Source organism: Bradyrhizobium sp. Ec3.3 (assembly GCF_000472925.1).
GTDB lineage: Bacteria > Pseudomonadota > Alphaproteobacteria > Rhizobiales > Xanthobacteraceae > Bradyrhizobium.
Map to the genome: position 1 here is coordinate 161,687 of NZ_AXAS01000003.1, position 14,749 is coordinate 176,435.

Below are 14,749 nucleotides of genomic sequence, written 5' to 3' on the forward strand. Positions count from 1 at the left end.
GAACGCTTTTGAAACCATTATCTTGCCCCACATCTCCCGATAATGGATCGCCGATGACCAACCCTGCCACGACCTCCCTGCTCGACCGCGCCAATCTCGATCGCGACCAGGTTCGCCACGAAGTCGCGCGCGGGCTTTCGGGCGCCGACGACGGCGAATTGTTCCTGGAATACAGCCAGACCGAAGCGCTGATGTTCGACAATGGGCGGCTGAAGCAGGCGACCTATGACACCTCGCAGGGCTTTGGCCTGCGCGCCGTGAAAGACGACGCGGTCGGCTACGCGCATTCCTCCGACGTGTCGCTGCCGGCGCTGATCCGCGCGGCCGATGCGGTCGCAGCAGTCCGCGGCGGCTATTCGGGAAGCTTTGCCGCGCCGCCGCCGCATACCAATGTGCGGCTCTATGCCGACGACAATCCGCTGGATGCGCCGGGTTTTGAAGCCAAGGTCAAGCTGCTCGCGGAGATCGACGCGTATTTGCGCGACAAGGATCCGCGCGTGCGGCAGGTCAGCGTGAGTATAGGGGCGACCTGGCAGGTGGTTGAAATCCTCCGCCCCGATGGCGAGAGCTATCGCGACATCCGCCCGTTGGTGCGCGTGAACATTTCCGTTGTCGCCGGCCAGGGCGATCGTCAGGAAAGCGGCAGCAAGGGCTATGGCGGCCGTGCCGGCTATGCCGAATTCATCGAGACCAGGAACTGGCGCGACGCAGCTGACGGCGCGCTGCGCGAGGCGCTGGTGAATCTGGAATCCGTGCCGGCGCCCGCCGGCGAGATGGACGTGGTGCTTGGCGCCGGCTGGCCCGGCGTCATGTTGCATGAGGCGGTCGGCCATGGCCTGGAGGGCGACTTCAACCGCAAGAAGACCTCGGCGTTTGCAGGGCTGATGGGCCAGCAGGTGGCGGCCAAGGGCGTCACCGTGGTCGACGACGGCACCATTGCCTCACGGCGCGGCTCGCTGTCGATCGACGACGAGGGCACGCCGACCAACCGCACGGTGCTGATCGATGACGGCATCCTGGTCGGCTATATGCAGGACCGCCAGAACGCGCGCCTGATGAACATGAAACCGACCGGCAACGGTCGCCGGCAGGGCTACGCCCATGTGCCGATGCCGCGCATGACCAACACCTACATGCTCGCGGGCGACCGCGAGCCGGGCGAGATCCTCGCCTCGGTGAAGAACGGCGTCTTCGCCGCGAATTTCGGCGGCGGCCAGGTCGACATCACCTCGGGCAAATACGTCTTCCAGTGCACCGAGGCCTACAAGATCGAGAACGGCAAGATCGGCGCGCCGCTGAAGGGCGCCATGCTGATCGGCAACGGGCCGACCGACCTGCATCGCATCCGCGCAATCGGCAACGATCTCGCGCTCGATACCGGCATCGGTACCTGCGGCAAGAACGGCCAGGGCGTGCCGGTCGGCGTCGGCCAGCCGACGCTTCTGATGGAACGGATTACGGTGGGTGGTACGGGCGCATGAGCGTTGAGAAAATGACTGCAACAACCAAGCCCAAGAGCAGCGGCAAGAGCGGCGGCAAGAACAGCGGCAAGAGCGGCACCTGGCGCGGACAGCTCGTGCAGCTTGCCGGCATCGTCGCCGCCGTGTTCATCGCCAAGGGTGCGCTGGCCGAGCCATTCTACGTGCCGTCGGGCTCGATGGAGCCGACCTTGCTGATCGGCGACGCGCTGCTCGCCTCGAAATTCCCCTATGGCTACGGCACCTCGTCGTTGCCGATCCAGATCAACCTGCCGGAAACCGGCCGCGTCTTCGCCGAGACGCCGAAGCTCGGCGACGTCGTCGTGTTCCGCTGGCCCGGCGACCGCTCGCAGGCCTGGGTCAAGCGCGTGGTCGGTCTGCCCGGCGACCGCATCCAGATGCGGCAGGGCCAGCTCTTCATCAACGACCGTCCTGCGGAGCTGAAGCCCGATGGCGTCGGCCAGGCTGAGGACGACAACGGCGGCAACGAGCCCGCCTATCGCTATGTCGAGACGCTGCCGAATGGCGTCTCGCATCTCATTTTCAAGATGCGCGACAACGGCCCGCTCGACAACACGCCGGAAGTGACGGTGCCGGCCGGGCATCTCTTCGTGCTCGGCGACAACAGGGACAACTCCGCCGACAGCCGCGTGTCGCTGCGCTCCGGCGGCGTCGGGCTGTTGCCGATCGACAATCTCGTCGGCCGCGCCGACGCAGTACTCGGCTCCTGGGATCTCGGCATGCGCAGCCAGCCGATGTGGACCTGGCTCTCGGGCTTCCGGATGGCCCGGTTCTTCACCGCGGTGAAGTGAGGCACGGAGCCGGAAGATCGTAGGCTGGGCACAGCGAAAGCGTGCCCGCCACTTCTGTCGCAATCCTGGAGAGATGGTGGGCACGACGCGCGAAGTGCGCGCCTTTGCCCACTCTACGATTCCCGATGACCCGCGACGAATTCCTCGCATTGGCGCTGCGCAATCCCGTCAACGTCGCGATCACCGACGCGCTCGCGCAGCTTGCGCTGCCGGATGCCTGGCTGGTGTCGGGATGCCTGGTGCAGACGGCGTGGAACGTGATCACGGGCCGCGCGATCGATCACGGCATCGCCGACTACGACGTGTTCTATTTCGACCCTGACACCTCGTGGGAAGCGGAAGACGCGGTGATCCGCAAGCTGGACGCCAGCCTTGCGCATCTCGGCGCGAAGATCGAAGCGCGCAACCAGGCGCGCGTGCATCTGTGGTACCCCGACAAGCACGGCCTGCCCTATCCGCCGCTGACCTGTTCGACCGACGGCATCGACCGTTTCCTGACGCAGAACACACAGATCGGCATCCGGCGTGCAGGCGATCGCTGCGACGTCTATGCGCCGCACGGGTTCGACGACGTCGCGGGGTTGATCGCGCGTCCCAATCCGGGCGCGAATTTCTCCGCGACGAACTACGCGGCGAAAACTCAGCGATGGAAATCGCTATGGCCGGAGATCGCGATCATTGCGGCGGAGTAGGTCTCGTGTCCCGGACGCGGCGCGGCACGCAGTGACGCGACGCAGAGCCGGGACCCAGCGACGTGGGCCCCGGTTCAGCAGCGCATCACTAGCGTGCTGCACTGCGCCCGGGGCGCGAGAGTATCCCTACCTGACCACGCCCGACGTAAACCCCGCCTTCCTGCGTGGCGGCTTGATTTCCTTCTTCAGGAAGCATTTCGCGGCGCGCCCGGTATAACCTGGGCGCGCGAAGGTGAAGGCGCGGCACTTGTTGTCGGCGACGCAGGCGGCCTTGCAGGCGTCCTCGCCTTCGTCGACCTTCAGTTCGAAATTGCGCAGGTCCCCGCCGGGACGATCGATCGACGTTTCGACACCCTCGACGCGCGGCTCGATCACGCCCGCACCGCGGACGCCGGAGATGCAGCAATTCGCCGGGCTGCGCGGCGGCACGGTGTTCTTCAGCCAGCACACCGCAGGCGCGCCCTCGACGTCGGGATAGCTGAAGCTCCAGGATCGGCAGCGCCGGTCGCGCTCGCACAGCAGCGCGCAGTCCTCGGGATCCCCTGACGCAACGGGCGTGTTGAAATAGTCGCCGCCGGGCCGGTCGAATGCGGTCTGGGCACTCGCCGGCACCATGGCAGGCAGGACTGCCAGCAGCATGACCCACGCCATACCCTGTGCCACGACCCTCGTCACGGCTCTTGCCATGACCTTTGCCATCAAGGCCCCTGGCAGGCGGCCTTTCCCCATTAGAACAGCTTTCGAGTTATTGAACGCGCTTGGATTTTTCAGCCGGTCATTTGATCGCCGCAAACCTGTACGGGCGATGAACGGCGGCGCGCCGCTCGTCCGGCTGAACTAGAACGCGTAGTCCTCGTAGGCCGGTTCCACGGATTCCTTCCAGGCGCCGTGAAATTTCTCCAGCATCTCCTCGGCCGGGGTCCGTCCGCAATCGATGATGCGGTCGAGTGGCTCCAGATGGCGCGTCTCATCCCGGCCGAGCTGGTCGATCCGGCCACGGCGGCGCAGGCCGGCATGGGCCAGCACCAGGCATTCCTTGGCAATCTCGAAGAGATAGCGGTCCTTGATCCGGGCCTTGAAGCCGAAGCGCGGCACATCGTCGCGCAGCGCCTGGCGCTCATGCGCGCTCCAGTGCTTCACCAGATCCCAGGCGGCATCGAGCGAGACGTTGTCATAGAGCAGCCCGACCCAGAACGCCGACAGCGCCGGCAGCCGGCCCCACGGACCACCGTCGGAGCCGCGCATCTCGAGGTAACGCTTCAGCCGCACCTCCGGGAAGATGGTCGAGAGATGATTGGCCCAGTCCGACAGCGTCGGCCGCTCGCCGGGAAGGTTGTTGTTGCGGCCGTCGAAGAAGGCGCGGAAGGAGGAGCCCGAGACGTCGATGTAGTCCTCGCCGCGCTTGACGAAATACATGGGCACGTCGAGCGCATAGTCGACATAGCGCTCAAAGCCCATGCCGTCCTCGAACGCGAAAGGCAGCATGCCGGAGCGTGCATTGTCGGTGTCGCGCCAGATTTCCGAGCGGAAGGACAGGAAGCCGTTGGGCTTGCCTTCGGTGAACGGCGAATTGGCAAACAGGGCAGTTGCGACCGGCTGAAGCGCAAGCGAGACGCGGAGCTTCTTGACCATGTCCGCTTCGGACGAGAAGTCGAGATTGGTCTGCACCGTGCAGGTGCGGTACATCATGTCGAGGCCGTATTTGCCGACCTTCGGCATGTAGTTGGTCATGATCTTGTAGCGGCCTTTCGGCATCACCGGAATGTCGGCGCGCGACCAGGACGGCGTCATGCCAAGGCCAAGGAAGCCGATGCCGAGCGGGGTCGCGATCTCCCGCACCTGCGCCAGATGCGCCATCAGCTCGCTCTGCGTCTGGTGCACGGTCTCGACCGGCGCGCCGGACAATTCGAACTGCCCGCCGGGTTCGAGCGAGATCGCGCCGCCGCCGGTAACGTCGTAGAGGCCGATGATGTTGCCCTTCTCCATGATCGGCTCCCAGCCGAGCAGGAGCTTCATGCCTTCGAGCAGCGCGCCGATGCCGCGCGCACCCTCGTAAGGAACCGGGCGGCGGCCTTCGAGCGTGAACGGCGTTTTCTCATGCTCGGTGCCGATGCGGAAGTCGTCGAGCGGCTTGCAGCCGGCCTCGAACCACGCGACGAGCTCGTCGCGTGACTGCAGCGGCGTCATATCGATCTGGTCTCGCGCCATATCAAACTCTAATCAAAAGCGCTTCGACCGAACGCGCGCGGGTGACAGGGATGGTCCGCGAACCAACCGGTTGCGCGGACATATTGGTTTGCTGCGGAGTCATCGCAACGGTGTGCTTTCGTTGGCGACCGGCAGCTTCATCTCGCCGCAGGAGCAACCGAGCCGGTCGAGCAGACCGCTGAGCTTGACTGCGTCCGCATCGGACAGTTTTGAGCCGACATACTTCTCGATTGCGGCGGAATAGGCTCCCCACATCCGCTTCTGCAACTCGCGACCGGCTTCGGTGATCTCGACGAACTGGCCGCGCTTGTCGATCTTGCATTCGCGGCGCACGGCGAGGCCCTCGTCGACCAGGCGGTCGATCAGCCGCGAGGTCGAATATTGCGGGATCAGCATCTGGCGCTCGAGCTCCACGGGGCGCAGCTCGCCCGACGGCGCGCGCGACAGCTCGAGAAGCGCATCATACCAGGCGAGCGGCGGGAAACCGGCCTTCTTCAGGTCCTGCTCCACGCAGTCGAGCACGCGGCTCTGCACCCGCATCAGGCGGATCCAGGCGGACGTCGCCTCGGTCGATGGTCTGCGTTTCATGGTCCCGCTCAAGTGTGTAGCCTGTTCTTAGCGCACTTGATGCACCTGCATCAATCTTGACTATTCCATGCAGATGCATGTAGGCGTTCTTTCGCCCCAACCAACCATCGGCAGGAGAAAATTCCATGAAGCTCTATTACTCGCCGGGAGCGTGCTCGTTGTCCCCCCACATCGCCCTCCTGGAAGCCGACCTGCCCTACGAACTCGTCAAGGTCGATATCCGCGCCAAGAAGCTCGAAAACGGTGAGGATTATCTGAAGGTCAACCCGAAGGGCCAAGTGCCGGCGCTTGGCCTCGATAGCGGTGAGATCGTGACCGAAGGCCCAGTCATTGTCCAGATGATCGCCGATCAGGCCTCGGCCAAAAGCCTGGCGCCTGCGCGCGACAGTTCCGAGCGCTACAAGCTGCTGGAGTGGCTGAACTTCCTCACCTCGGAGGTGCACAAGAGCTTTGGTCCGCTGTTCTCGCCGGTGCTGGCCGATGATGCCAAGGCGTTCTTCAGGGATCGCGTGATGGGCAAGCTGAAATATATCGACGGCCAGCTCGCCGGTCGCGACTATTTGATGGGCAAGCAGTTCACCGTCGCCGACGGGTATCTCTTCACCATGCTGACCTGGGCGGAGCGACTGAAGTTCGATCTCTCAGCCCTCACGAACCTCCTCGCCTACAAGGCCCGCGTCGCCGCGCGGCCGAAGGTGCAGGAAGCACTGAAGCGCGAAGGGCTCGCGCAGGCGGCGTGAGACCGTCGATCGAGGTTCAGTGACAAGGAGCCGGATCAGTGATCCGGCTCTTCTTTTTTGTTTGTTGGATTGCTCGTTTGCAGGCGAGCCGCGTCGGGAGCAATTGAACAGCATTGTCGCAGTTAACAATAACTGGCCTTGTGAACGGCGTGCGTAACACCATTGTTGCGTGAGCGACCGGGTTGGCCAACTATCGATTGCAGGGGGCGTCGGTGAAGTGGAATTGGAACTGTGACCGTTGCAGTCACCCTCCTGCTTGCGAGCCTGGTCGTCGGACTGGCGACAGGTCTGTTGTTCCGGGTCTGGGCGCTGGCGCTGGCTTCGCCGTTGGTCGCGGTCGTGTCCGCGATCGTTCTTCAGTCCGCGGGCTTTGAGTTTTTCGCCGGTGTGTCCGTGATCGTCGGGTGCCTCGTCGTCAGCCAGCTCGCCTATCTGCTGGCGACGTTCCACCTGCACCGGGGGAAACTCTCAATGGAGGACGAAGTCGACGGCCTTCCAGGCAAACACCGCCAGAAGAATATCCGCGACCAATACGAGTAGCGTCAATCCCACCCAGGACGGAACCTTGCGGCGCTGACGCAAGGACTTTCGGCGCGTCAGCAGGCCACTCACAAAGGACAGGGGCGTGAATTGGAGCGCGATGCCGGCCGCACTCTTTTGGGACACCAGTGAGTTCATTGCGGGACACCTTCATTGCTGATCGTCGCCTTACCGGCTTGCTGGTGGGAACGGTAGCAAGAGCGGTGCCAGTACGCCGTGGGCGTGGCGTCCCTGCGGACGCGGCGCGGCCGGAGTGTGTCATCGCGGATGCGTGATGGCACCTGACGCGGGGTGTCAGGCAGCAGTTGCACGCAAAAATCGCATCGATGCCGCGAACTGCATGATCCGTCGCAGCGACCAAGGGCTGAACATCCTCACGCGAGAATATCCACTGATGAACCTGATCGTATTCATGACGTCCTCCGGGACGTACCTCGCCATGCTGCTACTGTCGCAACCTGTCGCGCCGCAACGCGACTGTGTCTTCACGCTTCACCCGGGGATGACCAGCGCCGCGTTCGAGAGCAGAGAGGGCCAGATCGTGTTTCCCGATCGGCCCACCGAATATCGCTGCACATACACCGAACGGAAGGACGGCGCGGAGATCGCGTTCACCAACCAGAACGACTGGCATTTCGAGGTGCGCGTTGCGCGCGGCAACAAGGGCAGCTGGACCGCCAGCAAGGGCGATGAACGCGTCTCCGGTCATGCGCTCTATCCGGAGGACTGAATGGAATGAACGCGCAGGTCGAAAAGCAAAAAAAGGCCGGATCGGTGATCCGGCCTTTTCACTACATAGCACAGCGGAGTCTTAAGCCGCAGATTTCTTCGGCGCGAAGCGGCCGTAGAAGGTCTCGCCCTTCGCCGCCATCTCCTCGAGCAGTTTGGGCGGCGTGAAGCGGGAGCCGTATTTGGCTTCCAGCTTATGGCAGAGCTCGACGAACTTCTTCGTGCCCATGAAGTCGATGTAGGACAGCGTGCCGCCGGTGAACGGCGCGAAGCCGAAGCCGAGGATCGAGCCGACGTCCGCCTCGCGCGGATCAGTGATGACGTGATCCTCCACCGTGCGCGCGGCCTCCACCGCCTGCACCACCAGGAAGCGCTGCTTCAGCTCCTCGACGTCGAGCGTATCAGGATCGAGCTGCTTGGGCTGGAGCGCCGACAGCCCCGGCCACAGGCTCTTCTGACCCTTGCCCTTCTCCGGATAGTCGTAGAAGCCCTTGCTGTTCTTGCGGCCAAGCCGGCCCTGCTTCTCGACCATCTCCACCATCAGCTTCTTCTGATCGGGGTTGATGGCGTTGGGGCCGAGATCAGCTTCCGTCGCCTTCATGATCTTCAGACCGAGGTCGAGCGCGACTTCGTCGGACAGCGAGAGCGGGCCGACCGGCATGCCCGCCATCTTGGCGCAATTCTCGATCATCGCCGGCGGGACGCCTTCGAGGAACATCTCGTTGCCTTCGGCGACATAGCGGCCGACGCAACGGTTGGCGAAGAAGCCGCGGCTGTCGTTCACGACGATCGGCGTCTTGCCGATGGTGCGGACGTAGTCGAGCGCGGTCGCCAGCGCGACGTCACCGGTGTTCTTGCCGAGAATGATCTCGACCAGCATCATCTTCTCGACCGGCGAGAAGAAGTGGATGCCGACGAACTTGCCCTGGTCATTGAAGCTCTCGGCGAGCGAGGTGATCGGCAGCGTGGACGTGTTCGACGCGAAGATTACGTCGGACTTCAGATACTCCTGCGCCTTGGCGAACGTTTCCGCCTTGACCTTGCGATCCTCGAACACCGCCTCGATGACGAGGTCGACGTCCTTCAGCGCAGCATAATCAGCGGTCGGCGTGATGCGCGCGAGCAGCGCTTCGGCATCCGTGGGCTTGGCGCGGCCCTTCTTGATCTGCTCCTCAATCACCTTCTGCGCATGCGCCTTGCCCTTGTCGGCGCTCTCCTGGTCGCGGTCGATCAGGACGACGTCGAGACCGGCGCGGGCCGAGACGTAGCCGACGCTGGCGCCCATGAAGCCGGCGCCGATCACGGCGATCTTCTTCACCTTGGTCGGCGGCACGTCCTTCGGACGGCGCGCGCCCTTGTTGAGCTCCTGCATCGACAGGAACAGGCTGCGGATCATCGCAGCCGCTTCCTTGGAGCGCAGCACCGAGGTGAAGTAGCGCGACTCGACGCGCAACGCGGCGTCGATCGGCAACTGCAGGCCCTCATAGACGCAGCTCATGATCGCTCGCGCGGCCGGATAGTTGTCGTAGGTCTCGCGGCGGTAGATGGCATTGCCCGCCGGGAACATCATCATGCCGTTCTTGGAGAACACCGGGCCACCGGGCAGCTTGAAGCCCTTCTCGTCCCAGGGCGCGACCGCCTTGCCGCCGCCCTTGATCCAGTCCTTTGCCGCCTTGATGAGATCGGCCGCGGGAACGATGGCGTGGATCAGGTTGAGTTGCTTGGCCTTGTCGAGCGCGACGGGGTCGCCCTTCAGCAGGATGGTCATCGCGTCTTGCGGCGGCACCAGGCGCGGCACGCGCTGCGTACCGCCGGCACCGGGAAACAGGCCGACCTTGACCTCGGGCAGGCCGAGACGCGTCTTGGGATTCTCCGCCGCCACGCGATAGTGGCAGCAGAGCGTGATCTCGAAGCCGCCACCGAGCGCGAGGCCATTGATCGCGGCCGCCCACGGCTTGCCGGAGGTCTCGATCGAACGCAGCACCTGCGAGAAGCGGCGGCTCTGGTCGAACAGCATCTGGTTCGCGGCCGTCTCGCCCTGCTCCTTGAAGACCTTGGCGTAGGCCTGGTTCATGCCCTCGAGCATCGACAGATCGGCGCCGGCGCAGAACGCCTCCTTGCTGGAGGTGATGACGACGCCCTTCACCGCGTCATCCGCGGTGGTCTCTTTCACGATCGCATCGAGCTCGCTGGTCGAGGTCTCGTCGAGCACGTTCATCGAACGGCCCGGGATGTCCCAGGTGACGAGCGCGATGCCGTCGGCGTCGGTCTCAACCTTGAAGTTCTTGTAAGCCATGTTGGTTGCTCCTCGGTGCCGCAGCCAGTCTTTCGGCGCGGCGGTTGACTGTGATCTCGTAGGGTGGGCAAAGGCGCTCTTGCGCCGTGCCCACCATCATTCGCGGAGACATCAGTGGTGGGCACGCTTCGCTTTGCCCACCCTACGGCAGCTCGTTACACCCGCTCGATGATGGTCGCGGTACCCATGCCGCCGCCGATGCACAGCGTCACCAGCGCGGTCGACTTGTTGGTGCGCTCGAGCTCGTCGAGCACGGTGCCCAGGATCATCGCACCGGTTGCGCCGAGGGGATGGCCGAGTGCGATCGCGCCGCCATTGACGTTGATCCTGGCGTTGTCGATCTCGAAGGCCTGGATGTAGCGCAGCACGACGGAAGCAAAGGCCTCGTTGAGCTCGAACAGGTCGATGTCCGACTTCTTCATGCCCGAACGCGCAAACAGCTTTTCGGTGACGTCGACCGGACCGGTCAGCATCATCGCCGGCTCCGAGCCGATATTGGCGAAGGCGCGGATCTTTGCGCGCGGCTTCATGCCGTATTTCGCACCCGCCTCCTTGCTGCCGAGCAGCACGGCGCCGGCACCGTCGACGATGCCGGAAGAGTTGCCGGCATGGTGCACGTAATTGACGCGCTCGATCTCAGGATGCGACTGGACCGCCACCGCGTCGAAGCCGCCCATCTGCGCCATCATGGTGAAGGACGGCTGCAGCTGCGCCAACGACTGCATGGTCGTGGTGGGCCGCATATGCTCGTCCTTGGCGAGGATGGTGAGGCCGTTGATGTCCTTCACCGGCACCACCGACTTGTTGAAGCGGCCTTCGTCCCAGGCCTTGCCGGCACGCTGCTGGCTCTGCACGGCATAGGCGTCGACGTCGTCGCGGGAGAAGCCGTACTTCGTGGCGATCAGATCGGCCGAGACGCCCTGCGGCATGAAATAGGCCGGCACTGCCATCGAGGGATCCATCGGCCATGCACCGCCGGACGCGCCGATGCCGACGCGGCTCATGGATTCGGCGCCGCCGCCGATCACCAGCTCATGCTGGCCGCTCATGACCTGGGCAGCAGCGAAGTTCACGGCATCGAGGCCGGAGGCACAGAAGCGGCTGATCTGCACGCCGGGGACGGCTTCGCCGAGGCCGGCTTTGAGCGCCGCGAAGCGCGCGATGTCGCTGCCGGCCTCGCCGACCGGATCGACCACGCCGAGCACGACGTCATCGACGGAGTCCACGGGCAGGTTGTTGCGCTCCTTCAGCGCCTGCAGCGGCACGGTGGCGAGCGCCAACGCCGTGACCTCGTGCAGCGCGCCGTCCGGCTTGCCGCGGCCGCGCGGTGTGCGAACGTGGTCGTAGATGAATGCCTCAGGCATGACGCCCTCCTGATGTGATGTTCAATGCGATTGGGACCTGGCGACGGAAGCGGGCTTAGAATGCTTCCGCCGGCAGTTCCATGACGGTGGCGCAGCCGGCCTGGATGCGCGCGAGATTGGCGGCGGTCTCCGGCAGCATCCGCTCCATGAAGAAACGGCCGGTAACGAGCTTGGTCGAGAGATAGGGCGTGGCCCCGGACTCGGCAATCTTGGCCTGCGTGACTTTCGCCATCCGCGCCCACATGTAGCCGAGCGCGACGAAGCCGAAGAGGTGCAGGTAATCGGTTGCGGCGGCACCGGCATTGTCCGGCTTCGCCATTGCGTTCTGCATCAGCCAGGTGGTGGCCTGCTGGAGATGGCCGAGCGCGGTCGAGAGCGGCGCGACAAAATGCTTCAGCGCCTCGTCACCGCCATTCTCCTTGGCAAAGGCTCCGACCTCGCCGAAGAACGCCATGATGGCGCGGCCACCGTCGCGCGGCAGCTTGCGGCCGACGAGGTCGAGCGCCTGGATGCCGTTGGCGCCTTCATAGATCATGGCGATGCGGGCATCGCGCACGAACTGCTCCATGCCCTGCTCGGCGATGTAGCCGTGGCCGCCATACATCTGCTGCGCCTGCACGGCGTTGGCAAAACCGTAGTCGGTGAGGAAGCCCTTCAGCACCGGCGTCATCAGGCCCATGTGATCGTCGGCGGCCTGGCGGTCCTTGGGATCCTCGGAGCGGTGGGCGACATCGCTCTTCAAGGCAGTCCACACCACGAAGGCGCGCGCGGCTTCATTGAAGGCGCGGATGGACAGCAGCGTGCGGCGCACATCGGGATGCACGATGATCGGGTCGGCCGCCTTGTCCGGCGCCTTTGTACCGGTTAGCGCGCGGCCCTGGATGCGCTCGCGCGCATAGGCAACCGCGTTCTGATAGGCGACCTCGGACTGCGCGAGACCCTGCACTGCGACGCCGAGGCGGGCCTCGTTCATCATCACGAACATGCCCTGCATGCCCTTGTTCTCTTCGCCAATCAGCCACCCGGTGGCGTTGTCGTAGTTCATCACACAGGTGGAATTGCCGTGGATGCCCATCTTGTGCTCGATCGAGCCGCAGACCACCCCATTGCGCGCGCCGACGGAGCCGTCGGCATTGACCAGGAATTTCGGCACCACGAACAGCGAGACGCCCTTGATGCCGGCGGGCGCGCCCTCGATACGGGCCAGCACGAGGTGAATGATGTTGCCAGCAAGATCATGCTCGCCGGCCGAGATGAAGATCTTCGTGCCCGTGATCTTGAAGCTGCCGTCGGCCTGGCGCACCGCCTTGGTGCGGAGCATGCCGAGGTCGGTGCCGCAATGCGGCTCGGTCAGGTTCATGGTGCCGGTCCATTCACCCGCCACCATCTTCGGCACGTAAGTCTTCTTCTGCTCGGGGCTGCCGTGCACGAGCAGCGCCGCGGTCGCGCCCATGGTCAGGCCGCCATACATCGCGAAAGCCATGTTGGCCGAGCACTGGAATTCGTTGACCGCCTGGCTCAACGCCACCGGCAGGCCCTGCCCGCCATATTCGGTCGGCACGGAGAGGCCGAGCCAGCCGCCTTCGGCGAGCTGCTTGAAGGCGTCCTTGAAGCCCTTCGGCGTGGTGACGCTGCCGTCGTCAGCGCGCTTGCAGCCTTCGAGATCGCCGACGCGGTTGAGCGGCTGCAGCACCTCTTCGGCGAGCTTGGCGGCTTCGCCCAGGATCGCCTCGCGCACATCGCTCGATGCGTCGGAGAAGCCGGGCAGATTGTCGTAGCGGTCGATCTGGAAGACGTCGTTGAAGAGGAAGTTCACGTCTTCGACGGGGGCTTTGTAGATCGGCATGGCGTTCTCCCGGCATGGAGCCGTTAAGTGGTGGTATTCTTTAAAATGCCCTGCGGCGCAGTCCTAGTCGCGAGTCTAGCGGTTTCTGCAACCTCAGGGCAGGTGGTATCGAGCACGCAGTTCGGCGAAAGCCTCACTGGGCTGCGAGCTGCTCCGCCATCAGGCGGTGCAGCATGTTGATGGCCTTGAGCGGACGCACCATCACCTTGAAATGCGTGATGCGGCCCTCGTTATCGAAGGTGATGATGTCGACGCCGTTGATCTCGATGCCGTCGATCTCTGTCTTGAATTCGAGCACGGCGCCGCTCGCGCTCTTCCACTCGCCGACATAACGGAAGCTGGGGCCGCCAAGCACCGTCTCGGCGCTCGACAGATATTTGAAGGTGATGTCGCGCCCGCGCTGCGGCGTGTGCACGACGGGACTTTCGAAGACGGCGTCGGGATGAAGCAGGTCCCACAGTTCGGCGCGCGCCGCAGCGCGGTCTCCAGCGTGCTCTTGGGACTTCATGTAGCCGTACCAGGAATCGAGGCCGGTCATTCTCAGGGTGCCTCCTTTGATAAAAGGCGTTGGCAAAAAGCTTGAAAACAACCCCATGCAAAGTAGCGCGAAGGCCGACGCCGGCTGGGCAACAGGCCGACCGTCATATGCACATTGACGCATATGCGTGGATATGCATAAAGTCAAGTCAATTGGTCGGGTACGTCTTAAGGGAGCCGTGTCATGGCGCTGGGCGACGCAATCCTCGCATGCCTGACGGAACGTCCGATGACGGGCTACGAGCTCGCCAAGACTTTCGACTCCTCGATCGGCTTCTTCTGGAAGGCCGACCACCAGCAGATCTATCGCGAGCTCTCCAAGCTGCGCGACCGCGGCTACATCCAGGGCCGCGAGGTCGTGCAGTCCGGCAAGCCCAACAAGCTGGTTTATACGCTTACAGAGGAGGGACGAACAGCGCTGCGGCACTGGGCCGCGCGCCCGAGCACCCCGGCCTCGACCAAGGATGACCTGCTCGTCCGCCTCCATGCCCTCGACAGCATCGACATCGAGCCCCTGCGCACCGATTTGATGGCCCGCCTGGAGCATCACCGCGACCGCCATGCCAATTACGAGCGCATCCTGAAGAAGCGCTTTCCGGACGGAGAGGCGTCGGGCGTGCTCGACCTCGGCAATTTGCTGCTGCTCCGCCTCGGCGCCCGGCACGAGCAGATGGTGGCCGACTTCTGCGAGGAAGCGCTCGAGGCGCTGTCGACCATGAACGCGCGCGGCACCGTGGTGCCGATCGACGAGGGCAAGCGCGAGAAGGGCTGAGCAACCAAGCGTGACATGAGGCAATGCCGCCGCCAGCCACTCCGCCGTCATCGCCCGGCTTGACCGGGCGATCCAGTACTCCGAGACGGTCATGATCGAATCGATAGGCCGCGGCGTACTGGACGCCCCGCCTTCGCGGGGCATGAC

Annotated in this window: 14 protein-coding genes; 7 read left to right on the plus strand and 7 right to left on the minus strand. The window is 64.3% G+C overall.

What is annotated here, in order from left to right:
• The first annotated feature begins 53 nt into the window (after positions 1-53).
• The 3 genes from tldD (at position 54) to YUU_RS0105295 (ending at position 2,982) form a co-directional block, all read left to right on the plus strand.
• Positions 54-1,481: a metalloprotease TldD gene (gene tldD / locus YUU_RS0105285; RefSeq protein WP_027521444.1), complete on the plus strand. Its 1,428-nt coding sequence runs from the start codon at positions 54-56 to the stop codon at positions 1,479-1,481.
• Entirely contained in the window at positions 1,478-2,290 is an 813-nt protein-coding gene (lepB, locus tag YUU_RS0105290; RefSeq protein WP_027521445.1) for a signal peptidase I, read from the plus strand. Before tldD ends, lepB begins: the two co-directional genes overlap by 4 nt.
• A 125-nt stretch (positions 2,291-2,415) precedes the next feature.
• On the plus strand, positions 2,416-2,982 hold the full coding sequence (locus YUU_RS0105295) for a nucleotidyltransferase family protein (protein WP_027521446.1): 567 nt from the start codon (positions 2,416-2,418) through the stop codon (positions 2,980-2,982).
• A 126-nt stretch (positions 2,983-3,108) separates the two neighbouring features.
• On the opposite strand, the gene YUU_RS0105300 is transcribed toward YUU_RS0105295, so the two are convergent.
• The 3 genes from YUU_RS0105300 to YUU_RS0105310 form a co-directional block, all read right to left on the minus strand.
• Positions 3,109-3,711 (minus strand): PAN domain-containing protein, encoded by a 603-nt coding sequence (locus YUU_RS0105300; RefSeq protein WP_027521447.1) that lies wholly within the window; start codon positions 3,709-3,711, stop codon positions 3,109-3,111.
• Positions 3,712-3,819: 108 nt separating this feature from the next.
• Complete coding sequence (locus tag YUU_RS0105305; RefSeq protein ID WP_027521448.1) at positions 3,820-5,190, minus strand: glutamate--cysteine ligase; 1,371 nt, start codon at positions 5,188-5,190, stop codon at positions 3,820-3,822.
• Positions 5,191-5,289: 99 nt separating this feature from the next.
• Complete coding sequence (locus YUU_RS0105310; RefSeq protein ID WP_027521449.1) at positions 5,290-5,778, minus strand: MarR family winged helix-turn-helix transcriptional regulator; 489 nt, start codon at positions 5,776-5,778, stop codon at positions 5,290-5,292.
• A gap of 125 nt (positions 5,779-5,903) precedes the next feature.
• On the opposite strand from YUU_RS0105310, the gene gstA reads away from it, so the two are divergent.
• The 3 genes from gstA to YUU_RS0105325 all read left to right on the plus strand — a co-directional run bounded on the left by gstA (position 5,904) and on the right by YUU_RS0105325 (position 7,788).
• The gene (gstA, locus tag YUU_RS0105315) at positions 5,904-6,518 is read left to right on the plus strand and encodes a glutathione transferase GstA (protein WP_027521450.1); all 615 of its coding nucleotides are present in this window, start codon (positions 5,904-5,906) and stop codon (positions 6,516-6,518) included.
• 231 nt (positions 6,519-6,749) lie between these two features.
• Positions 6,750-7,058, plus strand: a complete 309-nt coding sequence (locus tag YUU_RS0105320) for a hypothetical protein (RefSeq protein WP_027521451.1) — start codon at positions 6,750-6,752, stop codon at positions 7,056-7,058.
• Between the two features lie 394 nt (positions 7,059-7,452).
• A complete protein-coding gene (locus YUU_RS0105325; protein ID WP_027521452.1) occupies positions 7,453-7,788 on the plus strand; it encodes a hypothetical protein in 336 nt (111 codons plus the stop codon).
• Positions 7,789-7,869: 81 nt separating this feature from the next.
• Here YUU_RS0105325 and YUU_RS0105330 read toward each other — a convergent pair whose 3' ends face one another.
• The 4 genes from YUU_RS0105330 to YUU_RS0105345 all read right to left on the minus strand — a co-directional run bounded on the left by YUU_RS0105330 (position 7,870) and on the right by YUU_RS0105345 (position 13,831).
• Entirely contained in the window at positions 7,870-10,083 is a 2,214-nt protein-coding gene (locus YUU_RS0105330; protein WP_027521453.1) for an FAD-dependent oxidoreductase, read from the minus strand.
• A gap of 155 nt (positions 10,084-10,238) precedes the next feature.
• Positions 10,239-11,447 carry an acetyl-CoA C-acetyltransferase gene (locus YUU_RS0105335; RefSeq protein WP_027521454.1) on the minus strand — a complete coding sequence of 403 codons (1,209 nt, stop codon included), beginning with the start codon at positions 11,445-11,447 and terminating at the stop codon, positions 10,239-10,241.
• A gap of 55 nt (positions 11,448-11,502) precedes the next feature.
• A complete protein-coding gene (locus tag YUU_RS0105340) occupies positions 11,503-13,293 on the minus strand; it encodes an acyl-CoA dehydrogenase C-terminal domain-containing protein (protein WP_027521455.1) in 1,791 nt (596 codons plus the stop codon).
• 133 nt (positions 13,294-13,426) lie between these two features.
• Positions 13,427-13,831, minus strand: a complete 405-nt coding sequence (locus YUU_RS0105345; RefSeq protein WP_027521456.1) for a hypothetical protein — start codon at positions 13,829-13,831, stop codon at positions 13,427-13,429.
• Positions 13,832-14,014: 183 nt separating this feature from the next.
• Between YUU_RS0105345 and YUU_RS0105350 the strand changes: the two genes are divergently transcribed.
• Positions 14,015-14,602 (plus strand): PadR family transcriptional regulator, encoded by a 588-nt coding sequence (locus YUU_RS0105350; RefSeq protein WP_027521457.1) that lies wholly within the window; start codon positions 14,015-14,017, stop codon positions 14,600-14,602.
• The last annotated feature ends 147 nt before the right edge of the window (positions 14,603-14,749 follow it).